Source organism: Pantoea sp. UBA5923 (assembly GCF_002431095.1).
In the GTDB taxonomy this organism is placed as follows: Bacteria; Pseudomonadota; Gammaproteobacteria; order Enterobacterales; family Enterobacteriaceae; genus Pantoea; species Pantoea piersonii.
In genome coordinates this window covers 1-20284 of the sequence record NZ_DJDN01000022.1, presented here as the reverse complement: position 1 = coordinate 20284, position 20284 = coordinate 1, and the positions used below count along the sequence as shown (strand labels likewise).

The 20284-nt window shown below is 58.2% G+C and carries 23 protein-coding genes; 10 read left to right on the top strand and 13 right to left on the bottom strand.

Features of this window, described 5'->3' with window-relative positions; translation table 11 throughout:
- Positions 1-34 precede the first annotated feature (34 nt).
- The 6 genes from B3797_RS05760 to B3797_RS05735 all read left to right on the top strand — a co-directional run bounded on the left by B3797_RS05760 (position 35) and on the right by B3797_RS05735 (position 4504).
- The gene (locus B3797_RS05760; RefSeq protein WP_311781873.1) at positions 35-580 is read left to right on the top strand and encodes a lipoprotein; all 546 of its coding nucleotides are present in this window, start codon (positions 35-37) and stop codon (positions 578-580) included.
- Positions 581-787: 207 nt separating this feature from the next.
- Positions 788-1516: an arginine ABC transporter ATP-binding protein ArtP gene (artP, locus tag B3797_RS05755; RefSeq protein WP_311781874.1), complete on the top strand. Its 729-nt coding sequence runs from the start codon at positions 788-790 to the stop codon at positions 1514-1516.
- A 15-nt stretch (positions 1517-1531) separates the two neighbouring features.
- Positions 1532-2263 (top strand): arginine ABC transporter substrate-binding protein, encoded by a 732-nt coding sequence (gene artJ, locus B3797_RS05750; RefSeq protein ID WP_311781875.1) that lies wholly within the window; start codon positions 1532-1534, stop codon positions 2261-2263.
- A gap of 6 nt (positions 2264-2269) precedes the next feature.
- Complete coding sequence (gene artQ / locus B3797_RS05745) at positions 2270-2986, top strand: arginine ABC transporter permease ArtQ (RefSeq protein ID WP_311781876.1); 717 nt, start codon at positions 2270-2272, stop codon at positions 2984-2986.
- The gene (gene artM / locus B3797_RS05740; protein ID WP_311781877.1) at positions 2986-3654 is read left to right on the top strand and encodes an arginine ABC transporter permease ArtM; all 669 of its coding nucleotides are present in this window, start codon (positions 2986-2988) and stop codon (positions 3652-3654) included. Before artQ ends, artM begins: the two co-directional genes overlap by 1 nt.
- Before the next feature lie 118 nt (positions 3655-3772).
- Positions 3773-4504: an arginine ABC transporter substrate-binding protein gene (locus B3797_RS05735; RefSeq protein ID WP_311781878.1), complete on the top strand. Its 732-nt coding sequence runs from the start codon at positions 3773-3775 to the stop codon at positions 4502-4504.
- A 63-nt stretch (positions 4505-4567) separates the two neighbouring features.
- Here B3797_RS05735 and rlmC read toward each other — a convergent pair whose 3' ends face one another.
- From rlmC to B3797_RS05685, 10 genes are all read right to left on the bottom strand, one after another.
- Positions 4568-5719 carry a 23S rRNA (uracil(747)-C(5))-methyltransferase RlmC gene (gene rlmC / locus B3797_RS05730; RefSeq protein WP_311790610.1) on the bottom strand — a complete coding sequence of 384 codons (1152 nt, stop codon included), beginning with the start codon at positions 5717-5719 and terminating at the stop codon, positions 4568-4570.
- Between the two features lie 49 nt (positions 5720-5768).
- Positions 5769-6236: a YbjO family protein gene (locus tag B3797_RS05725; RefSeq protein WP_311781880.1), complete on the bottom strand. Its 468-nt coding sequence runs from the start codon at positions 6234-6236 to the stop codon at positions 5769-5771.
- 73 nt (positions 6237-6309) lie between these two features.
- Positions 6310-7155: a putrescine ABC transporter permease PotI gene (potI, locus tag B3797_RS05720; protein ID WP_120451733.1), complete on the bottom strand. Its 846-nt coding sequence runs from the start codon at positions 7153-7155 to the stop codon at positions 6310-6312.
- The gene (gene potH, locus B3797_RS05715) at positions 7152-8117 is read right to left on the bottom strand and encodes a putrescine ABC transporter permease PotH (RefSeq protein ID WP_120451731.1); all 966 of its coding nucleotides are present in this window, start codon (positions 8115-8117) and stop codon (positions 7152-7154) included. The genes potI and potH overlap by 4 nt, the downstream gene beginning before the upstream one ends.
- A 9-nt stretch (positions 8118-8126) precedes the next feature.
- Positions 8127-9260 carry a putrescine ABC transporter ATP-binding subunit PotG gene (gene potG / locus B3797_RS05710; RefSeq protein ID WP_158591212.1) on the bottom strand — a complete coding sequence of 378 codons (1134 nt, stop codon included), beginning with the start codon at positions 9258-9260 and terminating at the stop codon, positions 8127-8129.
- A 117-nt stretch (positions 9261-9377) separates the two neighbouring features.
- Positions 9378-10484 (bottom strand): spermidine/putrescine ABC transporter substrate-binding protein PotF, encoded by a 1107-nt coding sequence (gene potF / locus B3797_RS05705; protein WP_311781882.1) that lies wholly within the window; start codon positions 10482-10484, stop codon positions 9378-9380.
- 383 nt (positions 10485-10867) lie between these two features.
- A complete protein-coding gene (locus B3797_RS05700) occupies positions 10868-11347 on the bottom strand; it encodes a YbjN domain-containing protein (RefSeq protein ID WP_120451725.1) in 480 nt (159 codons plus the stop codon).
- Between the two features lie 87 nt (positions 11348-11434).
- Positions 11435-12337: a 30S ribosomal protein S6--L-glutamate ligase gene (rimK, locus tag B3797_RS05695; protein WP_311782252.1), complete on the bottom strand. Its 903-nt coding sequence runs from the start codon at positions 12335-12337 to the stop codon at positions 11435-11437.
- 18 nt (positions 12338-12355) lie between these two features.
- Positions 12356-13078: an oxygen-insensitive NADPH nitroreductase gene (nfsA, locus tag B3797_RS05690; RefSeq protein ID WP_311781883.1), complete on the bottom strand. Its 723-nt coding sequence runs from the start codon at positions 13076-13078 to the stop codon at positions 12356-12358.
- The gene (locus B3797_RS05685) at positions 13078-13347 is read right to left on the bottom strand and encodes a DUF1418 family protein (RefSeq protein ID WP_311790609.1); all 270 of its coding nucleotides are present in this window, start codon (positions 13345-13347) and stop codon (positions 13078-13080) included. Before B3797_RS05685 ends, nfsA begins: the two co-directional genes overlap by 1 nt.
- Positions 13348-13542: 195 nt before the next feature.
- Here B3797_RS05685 and B3797_RS05680 point away from each other — a divergent pair, with 195 nt between their 5' ends.
- The gene (locus B3797_RS05680; RefSeq protein WP_103795317.1) at positions 13543-13800 is read left to right on the top strand and encodes a GrxA family glutaredoxin; all 258 of its coding nucleotides are present in this window, start codon (positions 13543-13545) and stop codon (positions 13798-13800) included.
- A 52-nt stretch (positions 13801-13852) separates the two neighbouring features.
- Here B3797_RS05680 and ybjM read toward each other — a convergent pair whose 3' ends face one another.
- On the bottom strand, positions 13853-14209 hold the full coding sequence (gene ybjM / locus B3797_RS05675; RefSeq protein ID WP_311781885.1) for an inner membrane protein YbjM: 357 nt from the start codon (positions 14207-14209) through the stop codon (positions 13853-13855).
- 250 nt (positions 14210-14459) lie between these two features.
- Here ybjM and B3797_RS05670 point away from each other — a divergent pair, with 250 nt between their 5' ends.
- Together B3797_RS05670 and ybjG are read left to right on the top strand one after the other, a co-directional pair.
- The gene (locus tag B3797_RS05670; RefSeq protein ID WP_120451720.1) at positions 14460-16148 is read left to right on the top strand and encodes an aspartate:alanine antiporter; all 1689 of its coding nucleotides are present in this window, start codon (positions 14460-14462) and stop codon (positions 16146-16148) included.
- Between the two features lie 329 nt (positions 16149-16477).
- Positions 16478-17083 (top strand): undecaprenyl-diphosphate phosphatase, encoded by a 606-nt coding sequence (gene ybjG / locus B3797_RS05665; RefSeq protein WP_311781886.1) that lies wholly within the window; start codon positions 16478-16480, stop codon positions 17081-17083.
- A 161-nt stretch (positions 17084-17244) separates the two neighbouring features.
- Here the strand turns inward: ybjG and B3797_RS05660 are convergent, their stop codons facing one another.
- Positions 17245-18447, bottom strand: a complete 1203-nt coding sequence (locus B3797_RS05660) for a serine hydrolase (protein WP_311781887.1) — start codon at positions 18445-18447, stop codon at positions 17245-17247.
- A gap of 267 nt (positions 18448-18714) precedes the next feature.
- Here B3797_RS05660 and B3797_RS05655 point away from each other — a divergent pair, with 267 nt between their 5' ends.
- Positions 18715-19371, top strand: coding sequence for an HAD family hydrolase (locus B3797_RS05655; protein WP_120451714.1), 657 nt, complete (start codon positions 18715-18717; stop codon positions 19369-19371).
- Here the strand turns inward: B3797_RS05655 and B3797_RS05650 are convergent.
- On the bottom strand, positions 19372-20284 hold a 913-nt coding region (locus B3797_RS05650), incomplete at its 5' end, for a PQQ-dependent sugar dehydrogenase (RefSeq protein WP_311790608.1).

Genomic DNA, 20284 nt, shown 5'->3' with positions numbered 1-20284 from the left:
ATGACGCTTTGCCAGAGACAATAAGGAAATCGAGATGAGAAACAAAGCCTTTGCGCTGCTGCTTCCCGCCGCACTGCTGCTCTCCGCCTGTACGACGGTCGAGCCGGTGATCAAGGACAATGGCCCACGCACCGCACCCTGCGTCGACGGCGGCCCTGACAGCGTCGCGCAGCAGTTTTACGATCTGCGCATCCAGCAGCCAACGCAAGGCCTGCCCGGCAGCGATCAACTGGCGAAGTACCGCCCTTACCTGAGCGAACGCCTCTATCAGGCGCTGCAGCAGGCGAACGCGCAAGGCAGCAAGGCTACGGCGCAGTGGCGCAGCGGCGATCTCTTTTCCAGCCTGCCGCAAGGGCCAACCGCCGCCAGCGTGGCGGACAGCTCTACCATCCCGAACCGCGACGCGCGCAATATTCCGCTGCGCGTCGAGCTGAGCCGCGACGGCAAAAGCTGGCAGGATGAGGTATTGATGATTCGCGAAGGCACCTGCTGGGTCGTGGATGACGTGCGCTACGTCGCCGACTGGCCGCATCCGGGCGGCGGTACCCTGAGCCAGGCGCTGGAGCAGGCAAAGAAATAACCGTTCTTTTATGACGCGCGCCGCTAACCAGCGGCGCATTTTTTTACACCATCGTCGCCTGCCTGGCCTGACTACGCTGAGTGGCGCGATATTGTGCTACGCTTTAACTGTTTCCCTGCGGTTTAATAAATTTTAACCCACTTCATTTGCATAACTATTCTGGTGCGGTTAAGATTCGCGGCACTAATGGCTATTCAAAATTTGCGCATGAGTATTCAACTAAACGGGATTAACTGCTTTTACGGCGCCCACCAGGCGCTGTTTGACATCAATCTGGATTGCCCGCAAGGCGAAACGCTGGTGCTGCTCGGCCCAAGCGGCGCGGGGAAAAGTTCACTCCTGCGCGTGCTTAACCTGCTGGAGCAGCCTCGCTCGGGCAGCCTGAAAATCGCCGGTAATCATTTCGACTTCAGCAAAACGCCCTCTGACGCCGCCATCCGCGAACTGCGTCAGAATGTCGGTATGGTCTTCCAGCAATATAATCTCTGGCCGCACCTGACCGTGGTGCAGAACCTGATCGAAGCGCCGTGTCGCGTGCTGGGCCTCAGCAAAGCGGACGCCCGCGCGCGCGCCGACAAGCTGCTGGATCGCCTGCGCCTGACGTCCTACGCCGAACGTTTTCCGCTGCACCTCTCCGGCGGCCAGCAGCAGCGTGTTGCCATCGCGCGCGCCCTGATGATGGAGCCGCAGGTGCTGCTGTTCGATGAGCCGACCGCCGCGCTCGATCCGGAAATTACCGCGCAGATCGTCAGCATTATCCGCGAACTCGCCCAGACGCACATTACCCAGGTTATCGTCACGCACGAAGTAGAAGTCGCCCGTAAAACCGCCAGCCGCGTGGTCTATATGGAGAACGGCCATATCGTGGAGCAGGGTGACGCCAGCCGATTTACACAGCCGCAAACCGAGGCGTTTGCACATTATCTTTCGCACTAAGTCAGGAAGCTCTAAATGAAAAAAATCGTCCTTGCTGCACTGCTTGCTGGTCTGAGCCTGAGCGCGTCTGCTGCCCAGACTATTCGCTTCGCCACCGAAGCCTCCTATCCTCCGTTTGAGTTTGTCGATTCCAGCAACAAGATTCAGGGCTTTGACGTCGACCTGGCGAATGCGCTCTGTAAAGAGATGAACGCGACCTGCACCTTTACCAACCAGGCGTTCGACAGCCTGATCCCGAGCCTGAAGTTTCGCCGTTTCGATGCGGTAATGGCCGGTATGGATATCACCCCGGAGCGTGAAAAGCAGGTGCTGTTCAGCAAGCCTTACTATGACAACTCCGCGCTGTTTATCGCGCAGAAAGGCAAGGTGGCCGATGTGGCCGCGCTGAAAGGCAAGCGCGTCGGCGTACAGAACGGCACGACGCACCAGAAATACCTCAACGATCAGCATGCCGACATCACCACTGTGCCTTACGACAGCTACCAGAACGCGGTGCTGGACCTGAAAAACGGCCGTATCGACGCGGTATTTGGCGACACGGCGGTCGTTAACGAGTGGCTGAAGCAGAACGCAAACCTGGCGGCGGTCGGTGACAAAGTGACTGACAAAGCTTACTTCGGCACAGGTCTCGGCATCGCCGTACGTCAGGGCAATACCGATCTGCAGGCGAAGTTTAACGCCGCGCTGGATAAGGTGAAGGCCGACGGCACCTACAAAACCATCTACAGCAAATGGTTCCAGCAGTAATTACCGATGAGTGAGCTCTATCCTCTCGCCAGCGCCGCCGGCATGACCGTCGGCCTCGCTGTTTGCGCCCTGATCGCCGGCCTTGCGCTGGCGATGATTTTTGCCGGCTGGGAATCGCTGCGGTTTAAGCCGCTGGCGTGGATCGGCACAGCGCTGGTTACGCTGATCCGCGGCCTGCCGGAGATCCTGGTGGTGCTGTTTATCTACTTCGGCGCTTCGCAGCTGCTGCTGGTGCTTTCCGACGGCTTTACCCTGAATTTTGGCCTGTTTAAGCTGCCGGTGCAGGTGGCGATCGAAAACTTCGACGTCAGTCCTTTTCTGTGTGGGGTCATCGCGCTGGCGATCCTCTACTCCGCCTACGCCTCGCAAACTCTGCGCGGCGCGCTGAAGGCGGTGCCGCAGGGTCAATGGGAGTCGGGTCAGGCGCTGGGCATGAAAAAGTCCGCTATTTTTCTGCGCCTGATTATGCCGCAGATGTGGCGTCACGCGCTGCCGGGCCTCGGCAACCAGTGGCTGGTGCTGCTGAAAGATACTGCGCTGGTATCGCTGATCAGCGTTAACGATCTGATGCTGCAAACCAAAAGCATTGCGACCCGCACCCAGGAGCCTTTTACCTGGTTTCTGATTGCGGCGGCCATCTATCTGGTGATTACGCTGCTGAGCCAGGCGGTGCTGCGCCGTATCGAGCTGCGCACTACCCGCTTCGAGCGAGGAAATAGCTGATGCTGAGCTACCTGCCTGAGATCCTGAAAGGGCTGCATACCAGCCTGACGCTGACGCTGGCGTCGCTGCTGGTGGCGCTGGCGCTGGCGCTGCTTTTTACCGTCGTGCTGTCGCTGAAAACGCCGCTGCTGAATCCGCTGGTGAAAATATATATCACCCTGTTTACCGGCACGCCGCTGCTGGTGCAGATCTTCCTGATCTACTACGGCCCCGGCCAGTTCCCCAGCCTGCAAAGCATTCCCTGGCTGTGGCATCTGCTGTCGCAGCCGTGGCTCTGCGCCATGCTGGCGCTGTCGCTCAACAGCGCCGCCTATACCACGCAGCTGTTTTACGGCGCGATGCGCGCCATTCCGGCAGGTCAGTGGCAATCCTGCGCCGCGCTGGGAATGAGCCGTAAAGATACGCTGCGCATTCTGCTGCCCTATGCGTTTAAACGCGCCCTCTCCTCCTACTCCAACGAGGTGGTGCTGGTGTTTAAAGGCACGTCGCTTGCCTACACCATTACGCTGATGGAAGTGATGGGCCACGGTCAGCTGCTTTATGGCCGAACCTATGACGTGATGGTGTTCGCCGCCGCCGGGCTGGTTTATCTGGTGGTGAATGGTCTGCTGACGCTGATGATGCGGCTGATTGAGCGGCGCGCGCTGGCCTTTGAGCGCAGAAGTTAATATCCAGGCGAGCAATGCTCGCCTTTTTAATTTTTTACGCACGAATATTGCATAAAGATTCATTTGCTGGCATCGTGTCAACCGTTCCGCCTCTGGTATGGCTTTCAGGAGTTACACGATGAAAAAATGGATCCTTGCCGCCGCGCTGGCGACTCTGGCAATGAGCGCCCACGCGGCGGAGACAATTCGCTTCGCCTCTTCCGCTACCTATCCCCCGTTTGAATCGCTGGATCGCGACAACCAGATCGTAGGATACGATATCGATCTGGCGAAGGCGCTCTGCCAGCAGTTAAAGGCGGAGTGCACCTTTACCAATAATGCGTTCGATAGCCTGATCCCGTCGCTGAAGTTCCGCCGCTTTGACGCGGTCATCTCCGGCATGGATATTACCGACGAGCGCAGCAAGCAGGTGGATTTCACCCAGCCCTACTACGCCAACTCCGCTATCGTTATCGCGCGCAAAGGCAAGTTCAGCGATTTCGCCTCGCTGAAGGGCAAACGTATCGGCGTTGAGAACGGCACGACGCACCAGAAATATCTGCAGGAGAAGCATCCTGAGATCGCCGCCGTCGCCTACGACAGCTATCAGAACGCCATTCTCGATATGAAAAACGGCCGTATAGACGGTGTCTTCGGCGATACGGCGGTCGTGAATCAGTGGCTGAAAACCAACGCGGATTTAGCCCCGGTTGGCGAGCACGTAACGGATAAGGCTTACTTCGGCACTGGTCTGGGCATTGCGGTGCGTAAAGGCAACGACGCGCTGCGCGACAGGCTGAACGGCGCGCTGGCGACGCTGAAGAGCAACGGCGTCCTGCAGCAGCTCAATCAGAAGTGGTTCCCCGAGTAACTCGCCGCTTTGGGCCAGCGGGCTGAAGCCTGACCGGTTCTGCATCGTCCTCAGTACAGGCTGTCAGGACGCTGGCCCACCCTCTTGCGCATCCTGGCGCGTCAGCAGGCTCAGCACCTCAAAATGCGCGGTATGCGGAAACATATCGAACAGCTGCACGCGCGTCACGCGATAGTCCGCCAGACGCGCAATATCCTGCGCCATGCTTTCGGGATTGCAGCTGGAGTAGAGAATATAGCCGGGCGCCATACGGCTCAGATAGTCGCACAGCGCTTTGCCGATGCCGCGACGCGGCGGATTGACCAGCACCAGATCGGGCACCGCGTCGCGCCCGGTAGCGAAAGCGGTGGAGTCGAGCGCGGCGAAGCTGACCTTTTCCAGTCCCAGCATCTCCGCCGAACGCTGCGCGCAGGCGATCGCCTCGGCGCTGATCTCGATGCCGGTCAGCTGCATCTGCGGCGTGGCGCAGTGTAGGCCAAAACCACCGACGCCGCAGAAGAGATCCCACATGCTGCCGATCTGCAGCTCGCGCACCCAGTCGCGCGCCGTGGCGTAGAGCGCGGCGGCAACCTGCGGGTTAGTCTGGAAAAAGCTCTGCGGTCGGATCCAGAGCGGCACCTGATTAAAGCTCTCCGCCAGCGACTGAGACGGCGTGAGCGCAATCTCCTCATCCCCTTCCAGGATCGCCATATGCACCGGCTGAATATTTGCAGAGATCACCTTAAGCTGCGGCAGCTGTTGCTGCAGCCACGGCAGCGCGCCGCGCAGCTGATCCAGTTTTTCCCTGGAGCGCAGCACAAAGCGCAGCATCATGCCGCCCTGGGTGCTTTCGGTCAGCAGCAGAAATTTCAGCTCGCCGCGCCTGCGCGCCACGTTATAAGGCGTTAAGCCCGCTCGGGCGATAAAGGGCTTCAGCGCGGCAAAAACCGGCGCAAAGCTCTCTGGATAGAGTGGACAGGCGCTGAGATCCACCGCGCTGCCGTCGCGCTGCGCCATGCCCAGCACCGGACGCTCCACGCTGCCGCTGACCACCATCTTCGCCTTGTTGCGAAACGCCTGCTGCGCCGAGGTCACCGGCGGCAGCCACTGCGCTACCGGCTGCTGCGCCAGCAGCGCTTCCAGCCGCGCCTGCTTGTCGCTGAGCTGTTGCGAATAGGGTTTTTCCAGCCACTGACATGAACGGCAGCGGTCGGCGTCATAGAGCGCGCATTGCATCGGGTAAGGCCTGTGTTACTCCCAGGGGGTCGGGCGGAGCGCGATTGTATCACCGCTTACGGAAAAATGCGCGGCTGCTGGCCGGCACAAACAGCAGTCCCAGCACCAGCAGATCGGGCAGCTTTTGCATCAGCGTATGGTGAATAATTTGCGCATTGTTCGCGCCGCTGATGCTGAAAATTTCCGGGTAGACAGCGCCGGTCGACGCCAGCAGCATATAGAGCAGCACCACGATCTGGGTGGCGAGAAAACCCCAGCGGCCGCGGTTGCTGCCGCGCAACAGCAGAAAGGCGCAGCGCAGCTCATAAAAAAAGATCAGCTGGCTGGCGATAAAGATAAGGGTGGAATCCCAGGCCTGCGCGCTGCGGTGAACAAAGTTCACTGTCTCCTCAAAGCCCAGCTCGTTCGCCAGCATCAGCACGCTCAGGCAGCGCGTGGCGATAATGGCAATGCCCGCGACCGTCACCGATACGGGGGCGGGAGAGATAAAATCGCTGTTTTTCAGGGTTTCCGACATGGCAAGGCTCCGTCACGACACGCAAGCGGGCGAAAACTTCCGCCCGCTTTTATAGTGGCAAAAGTTCCGGATTTCAGCCACGTCTGGCTTTCTGAATATCGCGAACACGCTGCTTTTCTTCGTGCGCCATCCAGCGCCAGGCGATAAACCCAACCAGCCCGACCACAAACAGGATGAGCGAGGCCAGCGCGTTAATCTCCGGGTTTACGCCGCGCCGTACGGTGGCGAAGATCGCCATCGGCAAGGTCGTCGCGCCAGGCCCGGTGACGAAGCTGGCGATCACCAGATCGTCCAGCGACAGCGTAAAGGCCAGCAGCCAGCCGGTAACGATCGCCGGCGCGATCATCGGTACGGTAATCACGAAGAAAACCTTCAGCGGCGTCGCGCCCAGATCCATCGCCGCCTCTTCGATGGAGCGATCCAGCTCGCGCAGGCGCGAATTGATCACCACCGCCACATAGGCGGTACAGAAGGTGACGTGCGCCAGCCAGATGGTCAGCATGCCGCGATCGCTCGGCCAGCCAAAAGCGTTGCCCATGGCAACGAACAGCAGCAGCAGCGACAGCCCGGTGATCACGTCAGGCATCACCAGTGGCGCGGTCAGCATAAAGGCGAAGCCGGTATGGCCGCGGAAACGGCCAAAGCGCACCACCACCACCGCAGCCATCGTGCCAAGCACCACCGCCATGGTAGCGCTCAGCGCGGCGATGGTCAGGCTCAGCCCTACCGCGTCAAGCATGGCGTCGTCCTGAAACAGCACGCGATACCAGTGGAAAGAGAAGCTCTCCCATACCGTCACCAGCTGCGAGCTGTTAAAGGAGTAGACCACCAGCAGCAGCATTGGCGCATAAAGAAACAGGAAACCGCAGAGCAGAATGGCGGTGCGCCACGGCGAGCGGATCGCAGGCAGCTGGTTCATTCCTTCTCTCCCATTTCACGGTTTTGATGCTTATGGAACCAGACGATAGGCAAAATCAAAATCAGCAGGATAATCACCGCCAGCGCCGAGGCGACCGGCCAGTCGCGGTTGTTGAAAAATTCCTGCCACAGGATACGGCCAATCATAATGCTGTCCGGCCCGCCCAGCAGTTCCGGAATAACGTATTCGCCCACCGCCGGAATAAAGACCAGCATCGAACCGGCGATAATGCCGCCTTTGGTCAGCGGCACAATCACGCTGAAAAAGGTTTTCAGCGGCTTCGCGCCGAGATCGAGCGAGGCTTCCACCAGCGAATAGTCGATGCGCGTCAGAGCGGTATAGATCGGCAGCACCATAAACGGCAGGTAGCAATAGACGATACCGATATAGACCGCCGTATTGGTATAGAGGATCACCAGCGGGTGGTCGATAACGCCCAGCCACATCAGGAAGCGGTTCAGGATGCCGTTATTATTCAGCAGCCCCATCCAGGCGTAGACGCGCACCAGGAAAGAGGTCCACGACGGCAGGATCACCAGCAGCAGCAGGATGGTGCGCATCGAAGGCTTGCTGTGCGCGACCGCCCAGGCGAGCGGATAGCCCACCAGCAGACAGATGAGAGTCGAGATCGCCGCCACCTTCAGCGACTGCAGATAGGCGTCCACATAGAGCGGATCGTCGGTCAGCGTCAGATAGTTGCCAAGATTAAGCACGATATTGAGCTGATCGTCAGCCCAGCTAATCAGCTCGGTATAGGGCGGAATAGCGCGCGCGATATCGGCGAAGCTGATCTTCAGCACAATCAAAAACGGCAGCAGGAAAAAAAGCACCAGCCAGACGTAAGGCAGCGCGATCGCCAGCTTGCGGCCGTGACGCATTTTCATGCGCGTCGCCCAGCGCTGCAGCGGCGTACCGGCCAGCCGGGCGCGGACCGGTTTGCTGGAGTGAAAAAGTTGGCTCATTACGTCTCCTTAAGCCGTCAGCACCACACAGCTGTCGACATCCCAGCAGAGGCGAACTTCATCGCCCCAGGTCGGCAGACCTTTGCGGAAACGGTGGGCATTCTGCAGCTGGGCGCTGATCATCTGCCCGCTTTTCAGCCGCACATGATAGATAGAGAGATCGCCGAGATAGGCGATATGCACCACTTCGCCGACGGCGAAGTTATAGCCATCCTCCGGCACCTCTTCGCACAGCATCACTTTTTCCGGGCGCAGCGCGACATGCACCGGCACGTTATCCGGCACTGATACGTCGGAGTCCACCTTCAGCGGATGCACCAGCCCTGGGCTGTCGATGACCAGACCATCTTCCTGACGTTCACGCAGCATGCCGTTAAAGACATTAACCGAGCCGATAAACTCGGCGCTGTAAACGGTAGTGGGATGTTCGTAAATCTCTTCCGGCTCGCCGATCTGCACGAACTTGCCGCGGTTCATAATGGCGATGCGGCCCGCCATAGTCATCGCCTCTTCCTGGTCGTGGGTGACCATCACGCAGGTCGCGCCGACGCGCTCAAGGATGTCTACCACTTCCAGCTGCATCCGGTCGCGCAATTTTTTATCGAGCGCCCCCATCGGCTCGTCGAGCAGCAGCAGCTTGGGACGCTTCGCCAGGCTGCGCGCCAGCGCCACGCGCTGACGCTGACCGCCCGAAAGCTGGTGCGGCTTGCGCTTCGCGAACTCCTGCATATGCACCAGCGCCAGCATCTCCTGCACGCGCGCCGTAATTTCGCCCTTCGGCAGCCTGTCCTGCTTGAGCCCGAACGCGATGTTCTGCTCCACCGTCATATGCGGGAAGAGCGCGTAGGACTGAAACATCATATTTACCGGACGCTGGTAAGGCGGAACGTGGGAGAGATCCTGTCCGTCCAGCACGATCTGTCCGCTGGTCGGCGGCTCAAACCCTGCCAGCATACGCAGCAGCGTCGATTTTCCGCAGCCGGAGGCGCCGAGCAGCGCGAAAATTTCGCCTTTATAGATGGTCAGGCTGACGTCATCGACGGCGTGCTGCCCGTCGAAGGATTTGGTCAGGTTGTGGATCTCCAGCAGCGGCGTTAACGCCTTTGCGGTTTTATGGGGGGGACGAGGGATCGCGTCGTTCACTAACAGTTCACTCCGGTCTACGCGGAACGGCTGAGCCAGCCGCTAAAAAAGAGAAAACAGAGGCCAGCGCAGCGCCTCTGTTCCAGGTTGTAAGCTTGCGAATGCGCAAAAAGCCGTTTATTTCCCGCTTTTCACTCGCGTCCACGCACGGGTGCGCGCGCGATCCAGCTTCGGATCCTGCACTTTCAGCACGAACAGCTTCGACATCGCTTCTGGCGTCGGGAAGATGCCCGGATTGTTGCGGACGTCAGCATTGATGAGCGGCAGCGACGCCTTGTTACCGTTAGCGTAGGACATCTTGTTGGAAACGTCGGCAATGACTTTCGGATCCATGATGTAGTTCAGCCACTGGTAGGCGGCATCAAGATTTTTCGCGTCCTTCGGAATCGCCATCATATCGAAGAAGGCGAGCGCGCCCTCTTTCGGCACGCTGTAGGCGATCTGCACGCCATTTTTCGCCTGTTCAGCACGCTTTTTCGCCTGCAGGATATCGCCGGACCAGCCAATAGCGACGCAGGTATTGCCGTTCGCCAGGTCGTTGATGTACTGCGACGAGTGGAAATAGCGAATGCTGGGGCGCAGCTTCAGCAGCAGATCGGTCGCCGCGCCGGAGTAATCTTTGGCGTCGGAGCTGTTGGGATCTTTGCCGAGATAATTCAGTACGGTGGCGAAAATCTCTTCTGGCGCGTCAAGGAAAGAAACGCCGCAGCTCTTCAGCTTCTCCAGGTTTTCCGGCTTCAGCACCAGATCCCAGCTGTTGACCGGCGCATCAGCGCCCAGCGCCGCTTTCACCTTCTCGACGTTATAGCCGATACCGGTGGTGCCCCACAGATAAGGAATCGCATATTTATTATCAGGATCGTGCTGGGCAACTTTCTTCATCAGCTCAGGATCGAGATTTTTGTAGTTTGGCAGTTTGCTCTTATCCAGCGGCTGGAATACGCCGGACTGCAGCTGGCGCGCCAGGAAGCTGGAGGATGGCACAACCACGTCGTAGCCGGTGCTACCCGCCATCAGTTTGCCTTCCAGCACTTCGTTGGAATCGAAGACGTCGTAGACCACTTTAATGCCAGACTGCTTTTCAAAATTCGGAACGGTGTCCGCCGAGATATAATCTGACCAGTTATAGACATGCAGCGTTTTATCTTCCGCCATCGATCCTGCTGAGGCGACCATCAGTACGCCGGTAACCGCAGCTGACAACCATTTTTTCTGATTGAACATCTTCTTACTTCCTCCTGAGCGGATCGTCACAACCTGGCCAGACCTGATCCCAGCGCTGCGAGCTGTGCGTCAATTCACAGACACAATGAATCAATATTCATTGAGAGTTTAATAGTAAAAACTGATACCTGCGCTGCGAATCCACGTACCATGCAGCCCCGCAAGAATAGCCCCCTGTCCTTTGCTCTACCATACCCCAGCGTAAAAAACGCCTTTTAGCGACAGGTTATGCATGTTTGTGCTATGTGGTCTGGCTGGAATGGCATAAAGCACGAGAAATATCTGGCATTAAAGGGCAAAATGCAGAATAAAAAATGGCGAAGCCAGAAATGAAAACTGCCGCATAAAGCGGCAGTTAAAACGAGACGGGAAAAGCAGCTGGCCTAGTGCAGCAGCGAATGGCTGAAGCTGGCAGGCGTGCGCTCTTCCTCTTCACCCATCATCAGCAAATTATTAGCGAAAGCCTCCATAATCACCATGGAGACCTGCTCTTCGCTCTGCTTCATAAAGCTGGCGAACTGGCCGAAGGTCAAGCCGGCGGTAGTACCAAGAGACTGGCAGACAATCAGCTTCGGCAGGTTGTCGTCCTGAATGTCGATAAAGGCTTTTACCGTGAGCGAACTAGCATTGATCTGCGACAGATCGCCGACCAGCGGGATCAGCGCCGTCGGCTTCACTTCCGCCAGCGCGGAGAAGAGAATAACGTTGTCGACCAGATCGATTTTGGCGTCAAACACCCCATCGAAATTTTGCATGTGCGGCAGATGGAGTGCCTGACAGGCATCACATTCGAACCAGGTGATATTTTGCTGATCCAGCCAGCGACGCAACAGGTCGATATCCGGAACGACAAGAGAATCCATCGTAGTGTCCCAAGGGGTGAATAAACAGGCGACTAAGCTTACGGAAAAAAAACGCATGACGCTACGAAAACCGCTGAAAAGCGCGCGTCAGCCGCCGGTTTTAAGACTGAAACCGGGCAAAGCGTTGCGCTCTGTCCAGCTAATCATCATCCCGGCGATATCCATGCCGGTGGCGGTTTCGATCCCCTCCAGCCCAGGCGAGGCGTTAACCTCCATCACCAGCGGGCCGCGACGAGCGCGCAAAATATCCACACCCGCCACTTCCAGCCCCAGCGTCGCGGCCGCCTTAACCGCCATGGCGCGCTCCTGCGGCGTGATCTCCACCGGATGCGCTTTGCCGCCGCGGTGCAGATTAGAGCGGAAGTCGCCCTCTTTCGCCTCACGCTCAATCGCCGCCACCACTTCATCGCCTATCACCAGGCAGCGCACATCGCGACCCTGCGCTTCCTGAATAAACTCCTGCACCAGAATATGCGCGTTAAGCCCGCGGAAGGCGTCGATAACGCTCTCCGCCGCCTGTCGCGTCTCCGCCAGCACCACGCCGATACCCTGCGTGCCCTCCACCAGCTTCACCACCAGCGGCGCGCCGCCCACCATGGCGATAAGATCCTGGGTATCGTCCGGCGACGAGGCGAAGCCGGTCACCGGCATATCGATGCCTTGACGCGCCAGCAGCTGCAGCGAGCGCAGCTTGTCGCGGGCGCGGGCGATCGCCAGCGACTCGTTGAGCGGGTAGCTGCCGCACATTTCGAACTGACGCAGCACCGCCGTACCGTAAAAGGTGATGGCGGGCCCGATGCGCGGAATAACCGCATCGAAATGACCGAGGGGTTCGCCGCGGTAGTGCACCGTCGGCGACGCCGGATTGATATTCATGTAGCAGGAGAGCGGATCGATGATTTGAACCTCGTGCCCGCGCTGTTCGGCAACCTCGCGCAGGCGTCGGCAGGAATAAAGCTGCCCGTCACGCGACAGGATGGCGATTTTCATCATCGAACCTCTTGTGGATTAGCGCGTTGCCCAACCCTGCTGGTGCAGGTAGTCGAGCATAAAGGGGCGCGTCTCTTTAATGATCAGACGCTGAATCAGCTCGCTCCAGGTTTCGCTGCGCTGATTGCTGTCGCGGTGCTCATAGTAGATCGCCGTGCGGCTATCGTAGTCGGCCAGCACCTGCGGATCTACCGGCTGATAGCGATTTTCATGCACCAGCATCGCCTGCGGCAGGCGCGGCTTGAGATCGGGCACCGCAGCGGGATAGCCGATGCAGAAGCCAAACAGCGGCAGCACGAATTTCGGCAAGCCGAGCAGCTCGGTAACCTGCGCGATGCTGTTGCGGATGCCGCCGATAAACACGCCGCCCAGGCCGAGCGATTCGGCGGCGACCATCGCGTTCTGCGCCATCAGCGCGGTATCGACGCAGCCCAGCAGCAGCTGTTCAGCGCGTCCCAGCTGCGCATCGGGGCAGATCTGCAAATGGCGATTGAAATCGGCGCAGAACACCCAAAATTCAGCGGCGTCCGCTACCCACTGCTGACCGCCCGTCAGCGTGACCAGCTGCTGGCGCAGCGCGGGATCGGTGATACGAATAATGGAAGAGCACTGAAGAAAGCTGGAGGTGGAGGCCGATTGCGCCGCGGCGATAATCGCCTCACGCTGTTCCGCGCTAATCGCCTGCTCAGTAAAGGCACGAATGGAACGGTGGCTGCACAATAGATCGATAGTCGGTGTCATTAAGGTCTCCGGCGAGTCTCATTTTTATTAAGGGTGCGACCAAACAGCTGCGGCGCCATCGCTTTCGCGGTGCGCCACATCATCAGCCAGGCGGCGGGCAGCATCAGCAAAATGCCAATAATCAGCAGCGCGGTCGCCACCATTTTGCTGTCGGCATGGCCGGGCAGCGACAGCCAGTTGTTGGCCAGCAGCAGCGCACACAGCGCCAGCAAACCGCCGAGCGCCTCCATAATCAGCAAAACTTTGGGCAAACGCGCCAGATTTGGCATGGGCTTTCTCCTGGGTCGCACCGGGTTCAGGCCGTCAATTATGGTCAAGCTTCACAATCTTGCATAGACGACGCGCATCAGACTAACAGGCATTTCCTGCTTTCTTTAAGCGGTTCGAGCGGGCATCATGTTGTCCATCTACCCCTAGCTTATGTGACATGGTTCACATTTCAAGCCTGAATTAAGGAGCGTTTCATGGTTACTGTGATTTTTGGTCGTCCTGGCTGCCCCTACTGCGTGCGTGCAAAAGAGCTGGCCGACAAGCTCAGCGCCGAGCGCGACGACTTTAGCTACCAGTATGTGGATATCCAGGCGGAAGGCATTACTAAAGCGGATCTGGAGAAAAGCGCGGGCAAACCGGTAAGCACCGTGCCGCAGATTTTCGTTGATGAACAGCATATCGGCGGCTACACCGATTTCGCTGCCTGGACCAAAGAGAATCTGAGCGCGTAATTTTTTAGCTGCTTTCTTAACGGGCCGAATCGGCCCGTTTTTCATTATCTCATCAGCGCCAGACGATACGCACCAGCCGTACCAGCAGCGCACCGCTGCCCGCCCAGAAAAGCGCACTCAGGCTCCAGACCGACAGGGTCAGCCAGCTGATGTGCACCAGCAGCGCGTTATTCAGCAGCAGAACGCCAAGCAGCGTGCCTCCCAGCGCCATCAGCAGCGTGCTTTTTAACGGACTCTCCGTATGCAGCAGCGCCATGACCGCGCCCGGCAGCAAAAAAAGCAGCAGCTCAGGCTGCCCTCGCAGCGGCGCATTGCCCGCCAGCCAGTAGTAATGAGAATAAATAAACACCAGGCTGTAGAGTACAACGCCAAGCATTGCACTGGTCCAGCGTAAGGAACGCTGTGGCATATCACCCCACTTATTGAAAATCATCACAATGACAACAACTCGCCGCGATCTCTGGTGGAAATAAAATGAAACAGGCCGATAGCCGTATGAAATTTTAAGCTAATGGCTGAGGGTGATTTTTATGATTAGAATACCTGCCGTTTAAGAGTGACCTGTTTAAATGAAACAGCAGGCTCGCTGCGCGGCCTGCACAAGATAGCGAAAAACAGGCCTGTCATCAATAGCTTACAGGTAAACAAGAAGTTAAACAGTGAACATAAACGTCGCAGATTTGTTAAGCGGAAATGACGTTCTGTTATTATTTGTCGTTTTAGCACTCGGTCTGTGCCTGGGTAAATTGCGCCTGGGTTCAGTACAGTTAGGAAATTCCATCGGTGTATTAGTTGTTTCTTTATTACTCGGCCAACAACATTTCGTCATGAATACCGAGGCATTAAGCCTGGGATTTATGCTGTTTATTTTCTGCGTCGGCGTAGAGGCGGGTCCCAACTTTTTCTCTATTTTCTTCCGCGACGGAAAAAACTATTTTCTGCTGGCGATCGTTATGGTGGTGAGCGCCCTGCTGCTGGCGCTGGGCTTCGGCAAACTCTTTGGCTGGGATATCGGCCTGACGGCGGGGATGCTGGCGGGTTCTATGACCTCAACGCCGGTGCTGGTCGGCGCGGGCGATACGCTGCGCCAGAGCATTAACGACAGCGGCCAGCTGGCGCTAATGCAGGATCATCTCTCCCTCGGCTATGCCCTGACGTACCTGGTGGGTCTGGTCAGCCTGATTTTCGGCGCGCGCTACCTGCCGCGTCTGCAGCATCAGGATCTGCCGACCTGCGCGCAGCAAATCGCGCGCGAACGCGGCCTTGACGCCGACAGCCAGCGCAAAGTCTTTTTGCCGGTTATCCGCGCCTATCGCGTCGGCCCGGAGCTGGTGGCGTGGAGCGGCGGCAAAAACCTGCGTGAACTGGGGATTTATCGCCAGACCGGTTGCTATATCGAACGTATTCGCCGCAACGGCATTCTGGCCAGTCCGGACGGCGACGCGGTGCTGCAGCTCGGCGATGATATTTCGCTGGTAGGCTATCCGGACGCCCACGCGCGTCTCGACGCCAGCTTCCGCAACGGCAAAGAGGTCTTCGACCGCGATCTGCTCGATATGCGCATCGTCACTGAAGAGATCGTGGTGAAAAATCACAACGCGGTGAATAAGCGTCTCAGCAAACTTAATCTGACCGATCACGGCTGTTTCCTTAACCGCGTGATCCGCAGCCAGATTGAGATGCCGATCGACGACAGCATTATGTTGCATAAAGGCGATATATTGCAGGTCAGCGGCGAGGCGAAGCGCGTAAAAAACGTGGCCGACCGCATCGGCTTTATCGCCATTCACAGCCAGGTAACCGATCTGCTGGCGTTCTGCGCCTTCTTTATCGTCGGGCTGATGATCGGCCTGATTACCTTCCAGTTCAGCAACTTCAGCTTCGGTATCGGTAACGCCGCGGGGCTGCTGTTCGCCGGCATTATGCTCGGCTTTTTGCGCGCCAACCATCCCACCTTCGGCTATATCCCGCAGGGCGCGCTGACCATGGTGAAAGAGTTCGGGCTGATGGTGTTTATGGCAGGCGTCGGCTTAAGCGCCGGCAGCGGCATTAATCACGGTCTCGGCAGCGAAGGCGCGCTGATGCTGCTGTGCGGCCTGCTGGTGAGCCTGCTTCCGGTGGTGATCTGCTATCTCTTCGGCGCCTATGTGCTGCGCATGAACCGCGCGCTGCTGTTCGGCGCGATTATGGGCGCGCGCACCTGCGCCCCTGCCATGGAAATTATCTGCGACACGGCGCGCAGCAATATTCCGGCGCTGGGCTATGCGGGCACTTACGCCATCGCCAACGTTCTGTTGACGCTGGCCGGTACGCTGATTGTGATTATCTGGCCGCTTTTGCCTTTATAAAATTTTTTTGACTCAGTCCAGAACTTTTTTGTTAAGGGTGAGTCTGAATAAGTGCCACTGCTTTTCTTTGAAATCCCCAAATTGTGGAGCCCGCCAGTTTTTTACTGACGGGTTTTTTTATGCCTGCGATTTTTACAGTCGTGACAGGCAGAGCGGGCAAAGGATGCGCGCATCGTCATCGAACCTAAACCGTTCTGCAACCTGCGCGTCATTTAGGAGCTGGCGCAATATCTCCCGTCCGGCGGCGTCGCCAGAATAGGCCTTTTCATTGGCATTTTGTGCGCAACGGCGAACGGGTGCAGGCATACACGAGGATTTTTATAACCACTATGGAAGCGCTTAACCACTCTCTGTTTTTATCCATAAACGCGACGCCCGACTCGCCTGGCTGGCTGCTGGCGCTGGCGACCTTTATTGCTAAAGATCTTATCGCTATCGTACCGCTGCTGATTGTCGCGCTCTGGCTGTGGGGGCCACGCGATCAGTTAAAATCCCAACGCGTACTGGTGCTGAAAACCGGCATGGCGCTGATTTACGCACTGGCCATCTCCTGGTGCGTCGGCCAGCTTTTCCCGCATCCTCGCCCCTTCGCTATCGGGCTGGGCTATCAGTTTCTGCATCATGCGCCTGACGACTCCTACCCCAGCGATCACGGCACCACGATTTTCACCTTCGCGCTGGCGTTTGTTTTCTGGCATCGCCTCTGGTCGGGCATCATTTTGATGGCTATCGGCAGCGCCATTGCCTGGTCACGGGTCTATCTCGGCGTACACTGGCCAATGGATATGCTGGGCGGGTTTCTGGTGGGGCTGCTCGGCTGTCTGGCGTCGCATCTCGCCTGGCAGGGTTATGGCGCGCGCATGCTGGCGACCTTTAACGCCGCCTACCGCGCGCTGTTCGCCCTGCCGATACGCAAGGGCTGGATTCAGGATTAAACAGCCCGGCAGTGCGCGGGCCTGAAAGCGGATTGCATGGGCAGAGGAGCAAAGCGTCCCGCGACCGGGATGTCGCGGGCCGAGCGCGCAGGGATGCCGTGAGCGACTTTGCGATCGGCCCATGCCATCCGCGTCTGCTCAGCGCTAACAGCGCGCTCGTGTTAGCTAAACCACTTGCCGAACAGCGTATGGAACTGCATCAGCACGAAATCGACGATGCGGCTGAAGAAATTGCCCTCTGGCACCTCTTCCATTACCACCAGCGGACGCTGCTCAATGGTTTTGCCGTCAAGCTGGAAATCGATGGTGCCGACCACCTGATTTTTCTTTAAAGGCGCTTCAAGCTGCGGCGTGGTCAGGTTGTAGCTCGCCTTCAGGTTCTTCATCTGCCCTTTCGGCAGCGTCAGCGCAGCATCCTTCTCAACGCCCAGGTTGACCTCTTTGCGATCGCCGAACCAGACGCGCTGCTGCGCGAAAGGCTTATCCGCCTTAATTGGCGTCACGGTTTCAAAAAAGCGGAAACCCCAGGTGAGCAGCTTCTCGCTTTCGCGGAAACGTGCGGCGTCGGTAGCGGTGCCCAGCACCACGGAGATCAGGCGCATATCGTTTTCGGTAGCAGACGCCACCAGATTATTGCCTGCGCCCGACGTGTGGCCGGTCTTGATGCCGTCAACCTGAAGGTTGGTGCTCCAGAGCAGCCGGTTGCGGTTCATCTGGCGGATGCGGTTGAAGGTAAACTCTTTTTCTTTATTCAGCGCATACTCTTCCGGCACGTCGCGAATCAGCGCCTGGCCAATCAGTGCCATATCACGCGCCGTACTGTACTGCCCTTCCGCATCCAGCCCATGCACCGTCATAAAGTGGGTGTTTTTCAGCCCGAACACCTTAACGTAGTTATTCATCAGGCCGATAAAGGCGTCCTGGCTGCCGGCGACATAATCTGCCAGCGCGATGCAGGCGTCATTACCCGACTGGATAACAATACCTTTATTCAGCTCAGAAACCGGAATGCGATCGCCGGGCTTGAGAAACATCAGCGACGAGCCTCTCAGCTTAGGATTGCCGGTAGCCCAGGCGTCCTGGCCGATAGTCACCATATCGTCGCGTTTGATTTTGCCGGACTTCAGCGCCTGCCCAACGACATAGCTGGTCATCATTTTGGTCAGGCTGGCGGGATCGAGCCGGTCGTCCGCATTGCCCTCTGCCAGCACCTTGCCGCTGGCGTAATCCATTAATATCCAGGCTTTGGCCTCAACCTGAGGCGGCGCAGGCGCATCCACGGCAAAAGCGGCGGGCGCGACAAACAGCAGTAAAGAGGCGGCGGCGACATGCCGCAGGCGGCGTGAAGAGAGAATAGTTGTCATGTGCGAGGAAATTCCATGTTAAATCGCGGTTTTAAGGCAAAAACCTACAGAGTGAAACGCTACCTTCTGCAGAGCATGAAAAAAACCGCCCAACCGTAAAGTTTTATAGAGTTTAGTAGAGTAACCCTGGCAGTTGCCGGAGGCGCTGACCAGTTTCGCGCGGCCTGCCCGCACAGAAAAGCCGGTGAAATTCCGATTTTTCGCAGAAGGGTTAAGACCGTCACAAAATTCTGCCAGGCTGTTGTGAGTCAACAGAGGAGACCCACCATGGACTTAGCCGTATTCGATCTGGACGAAACCGTCATCTGCGAAGACAGTACCGGCCTGTGGCTGCGTTGGCTGGTGTCGCAGGGCTTTGCCCGTGAAGAGTTGCTGGCCGAAGAGCAGGCGCTGATGGCGCAATATTATGCTGGCACCCTGGCGATGGAAGATTACATGGCGCTGACGCTCTCGCCACTGGCCGGTCTGGCGGCGCCGACGGTCGCGGGCTGGGTGCGTCGCTGGATCCATCGCGATATCCTGCCGCGCGTCTATCCTGAAGCGCGCGACCGCATCAACTGGCACCAGCAACGCGGCGACAGAGTAGTGATTTGCTCCGCCAGCGGTGAACATCTGGTGACGCCGATTGCTGAACGGCTGGGCGCGCATGGCGCGCTGGCGATCGGCGTCGAAGTGGTAGATGACCGCTATAGCGGACAGACTTACGGCACCATGACCTATAAAGAGGGTAAAGTCACCCGGCTGACCGACTGGCGCGCGCTGCAGCAGGAGCGTGATTTCGCGCGCACCTGGGCCTACAGCGACTCCATGAACGACCTGCCGCTGCTGGCGCAGGCCGATCATGCGCTGGTCATCAATCCCGATGCGCTGCTGCATCAGGAGGCGCTAAAGCGCGGCTGGGAAGTCTGCCGCTGGGCGCGCTGATTAACCGCGGGACGCGCTGGCGTCCTGCGCTAATCCCACCTTCAGCAGCTTGCCGTTATCGTCGTCGGTAAGCACGTAAAGATAGCCATCCGGCCCCTGACGCACGTCGCGGATGCGTTCATTGCGATCCTCCAGCAGGCGCTGCACCTCAACGACCTTATCGCCGTTAACGCTGAGCCGAATCAGGCTCTTCTCCTTGAGCGCGCCGATAAACAGGGAATTTTTCCACTGTGGAAAGCGCGCGCTGTTGTAAAAAGCCATGCCGCTAATCGCCGGCGACCGTTTCCAGTAAAACACCGGCTGCTCTGTGCCCGCCACCTGCGAGCCTTTCGACTCCGGCACGTTACTGCCGTTGTAGTCGATGCCCCATGTAGCCAGCGGCCAGCCGTAGTTTTTGCCTTTCTGCGGGATGTTCACCTCATCGCCGCCGCGCGGGCCATGCTCGCTCTCCCACATCTGCTGCGTCCAGGGATTAAAGGCCAGCCCCTGCGGATTGCGCACGCCGTAGGCCCAGATTTCAGGTCGCGCGCCGCGGCGGCTGACGAAAGGATTCTCTTTCGGCACGCTGCCGTCCTGATTAAGGCGCAGGATTTTGCCGGTGAGTTTGTCGAGATCCTGCGCGCTGCTGCTGTGGAAGTTGTCGCCGAAAGCAATATAGAGATAGCCATCGCCATCGAAAGCCAGGCGCGTACCGAGGTTATTGCCCGCCGACAGCAGCGGCGTCTGGCGAATAACCGTTTTAAAGCCGATCAGACGTCGGTTATCTTCGCTAAGCTGACCATAGCCGACCGCCGCGCCCAGTTCGCCGCTGCTGTTGGCTTCGGTGTAGCTGAGCCACACGCGACGGCTCTGGGCGAAGTCCGGCGCCAGCACCACGTCAAGCAGGCCCGCCTGTCGGCGCACGACCGAGATC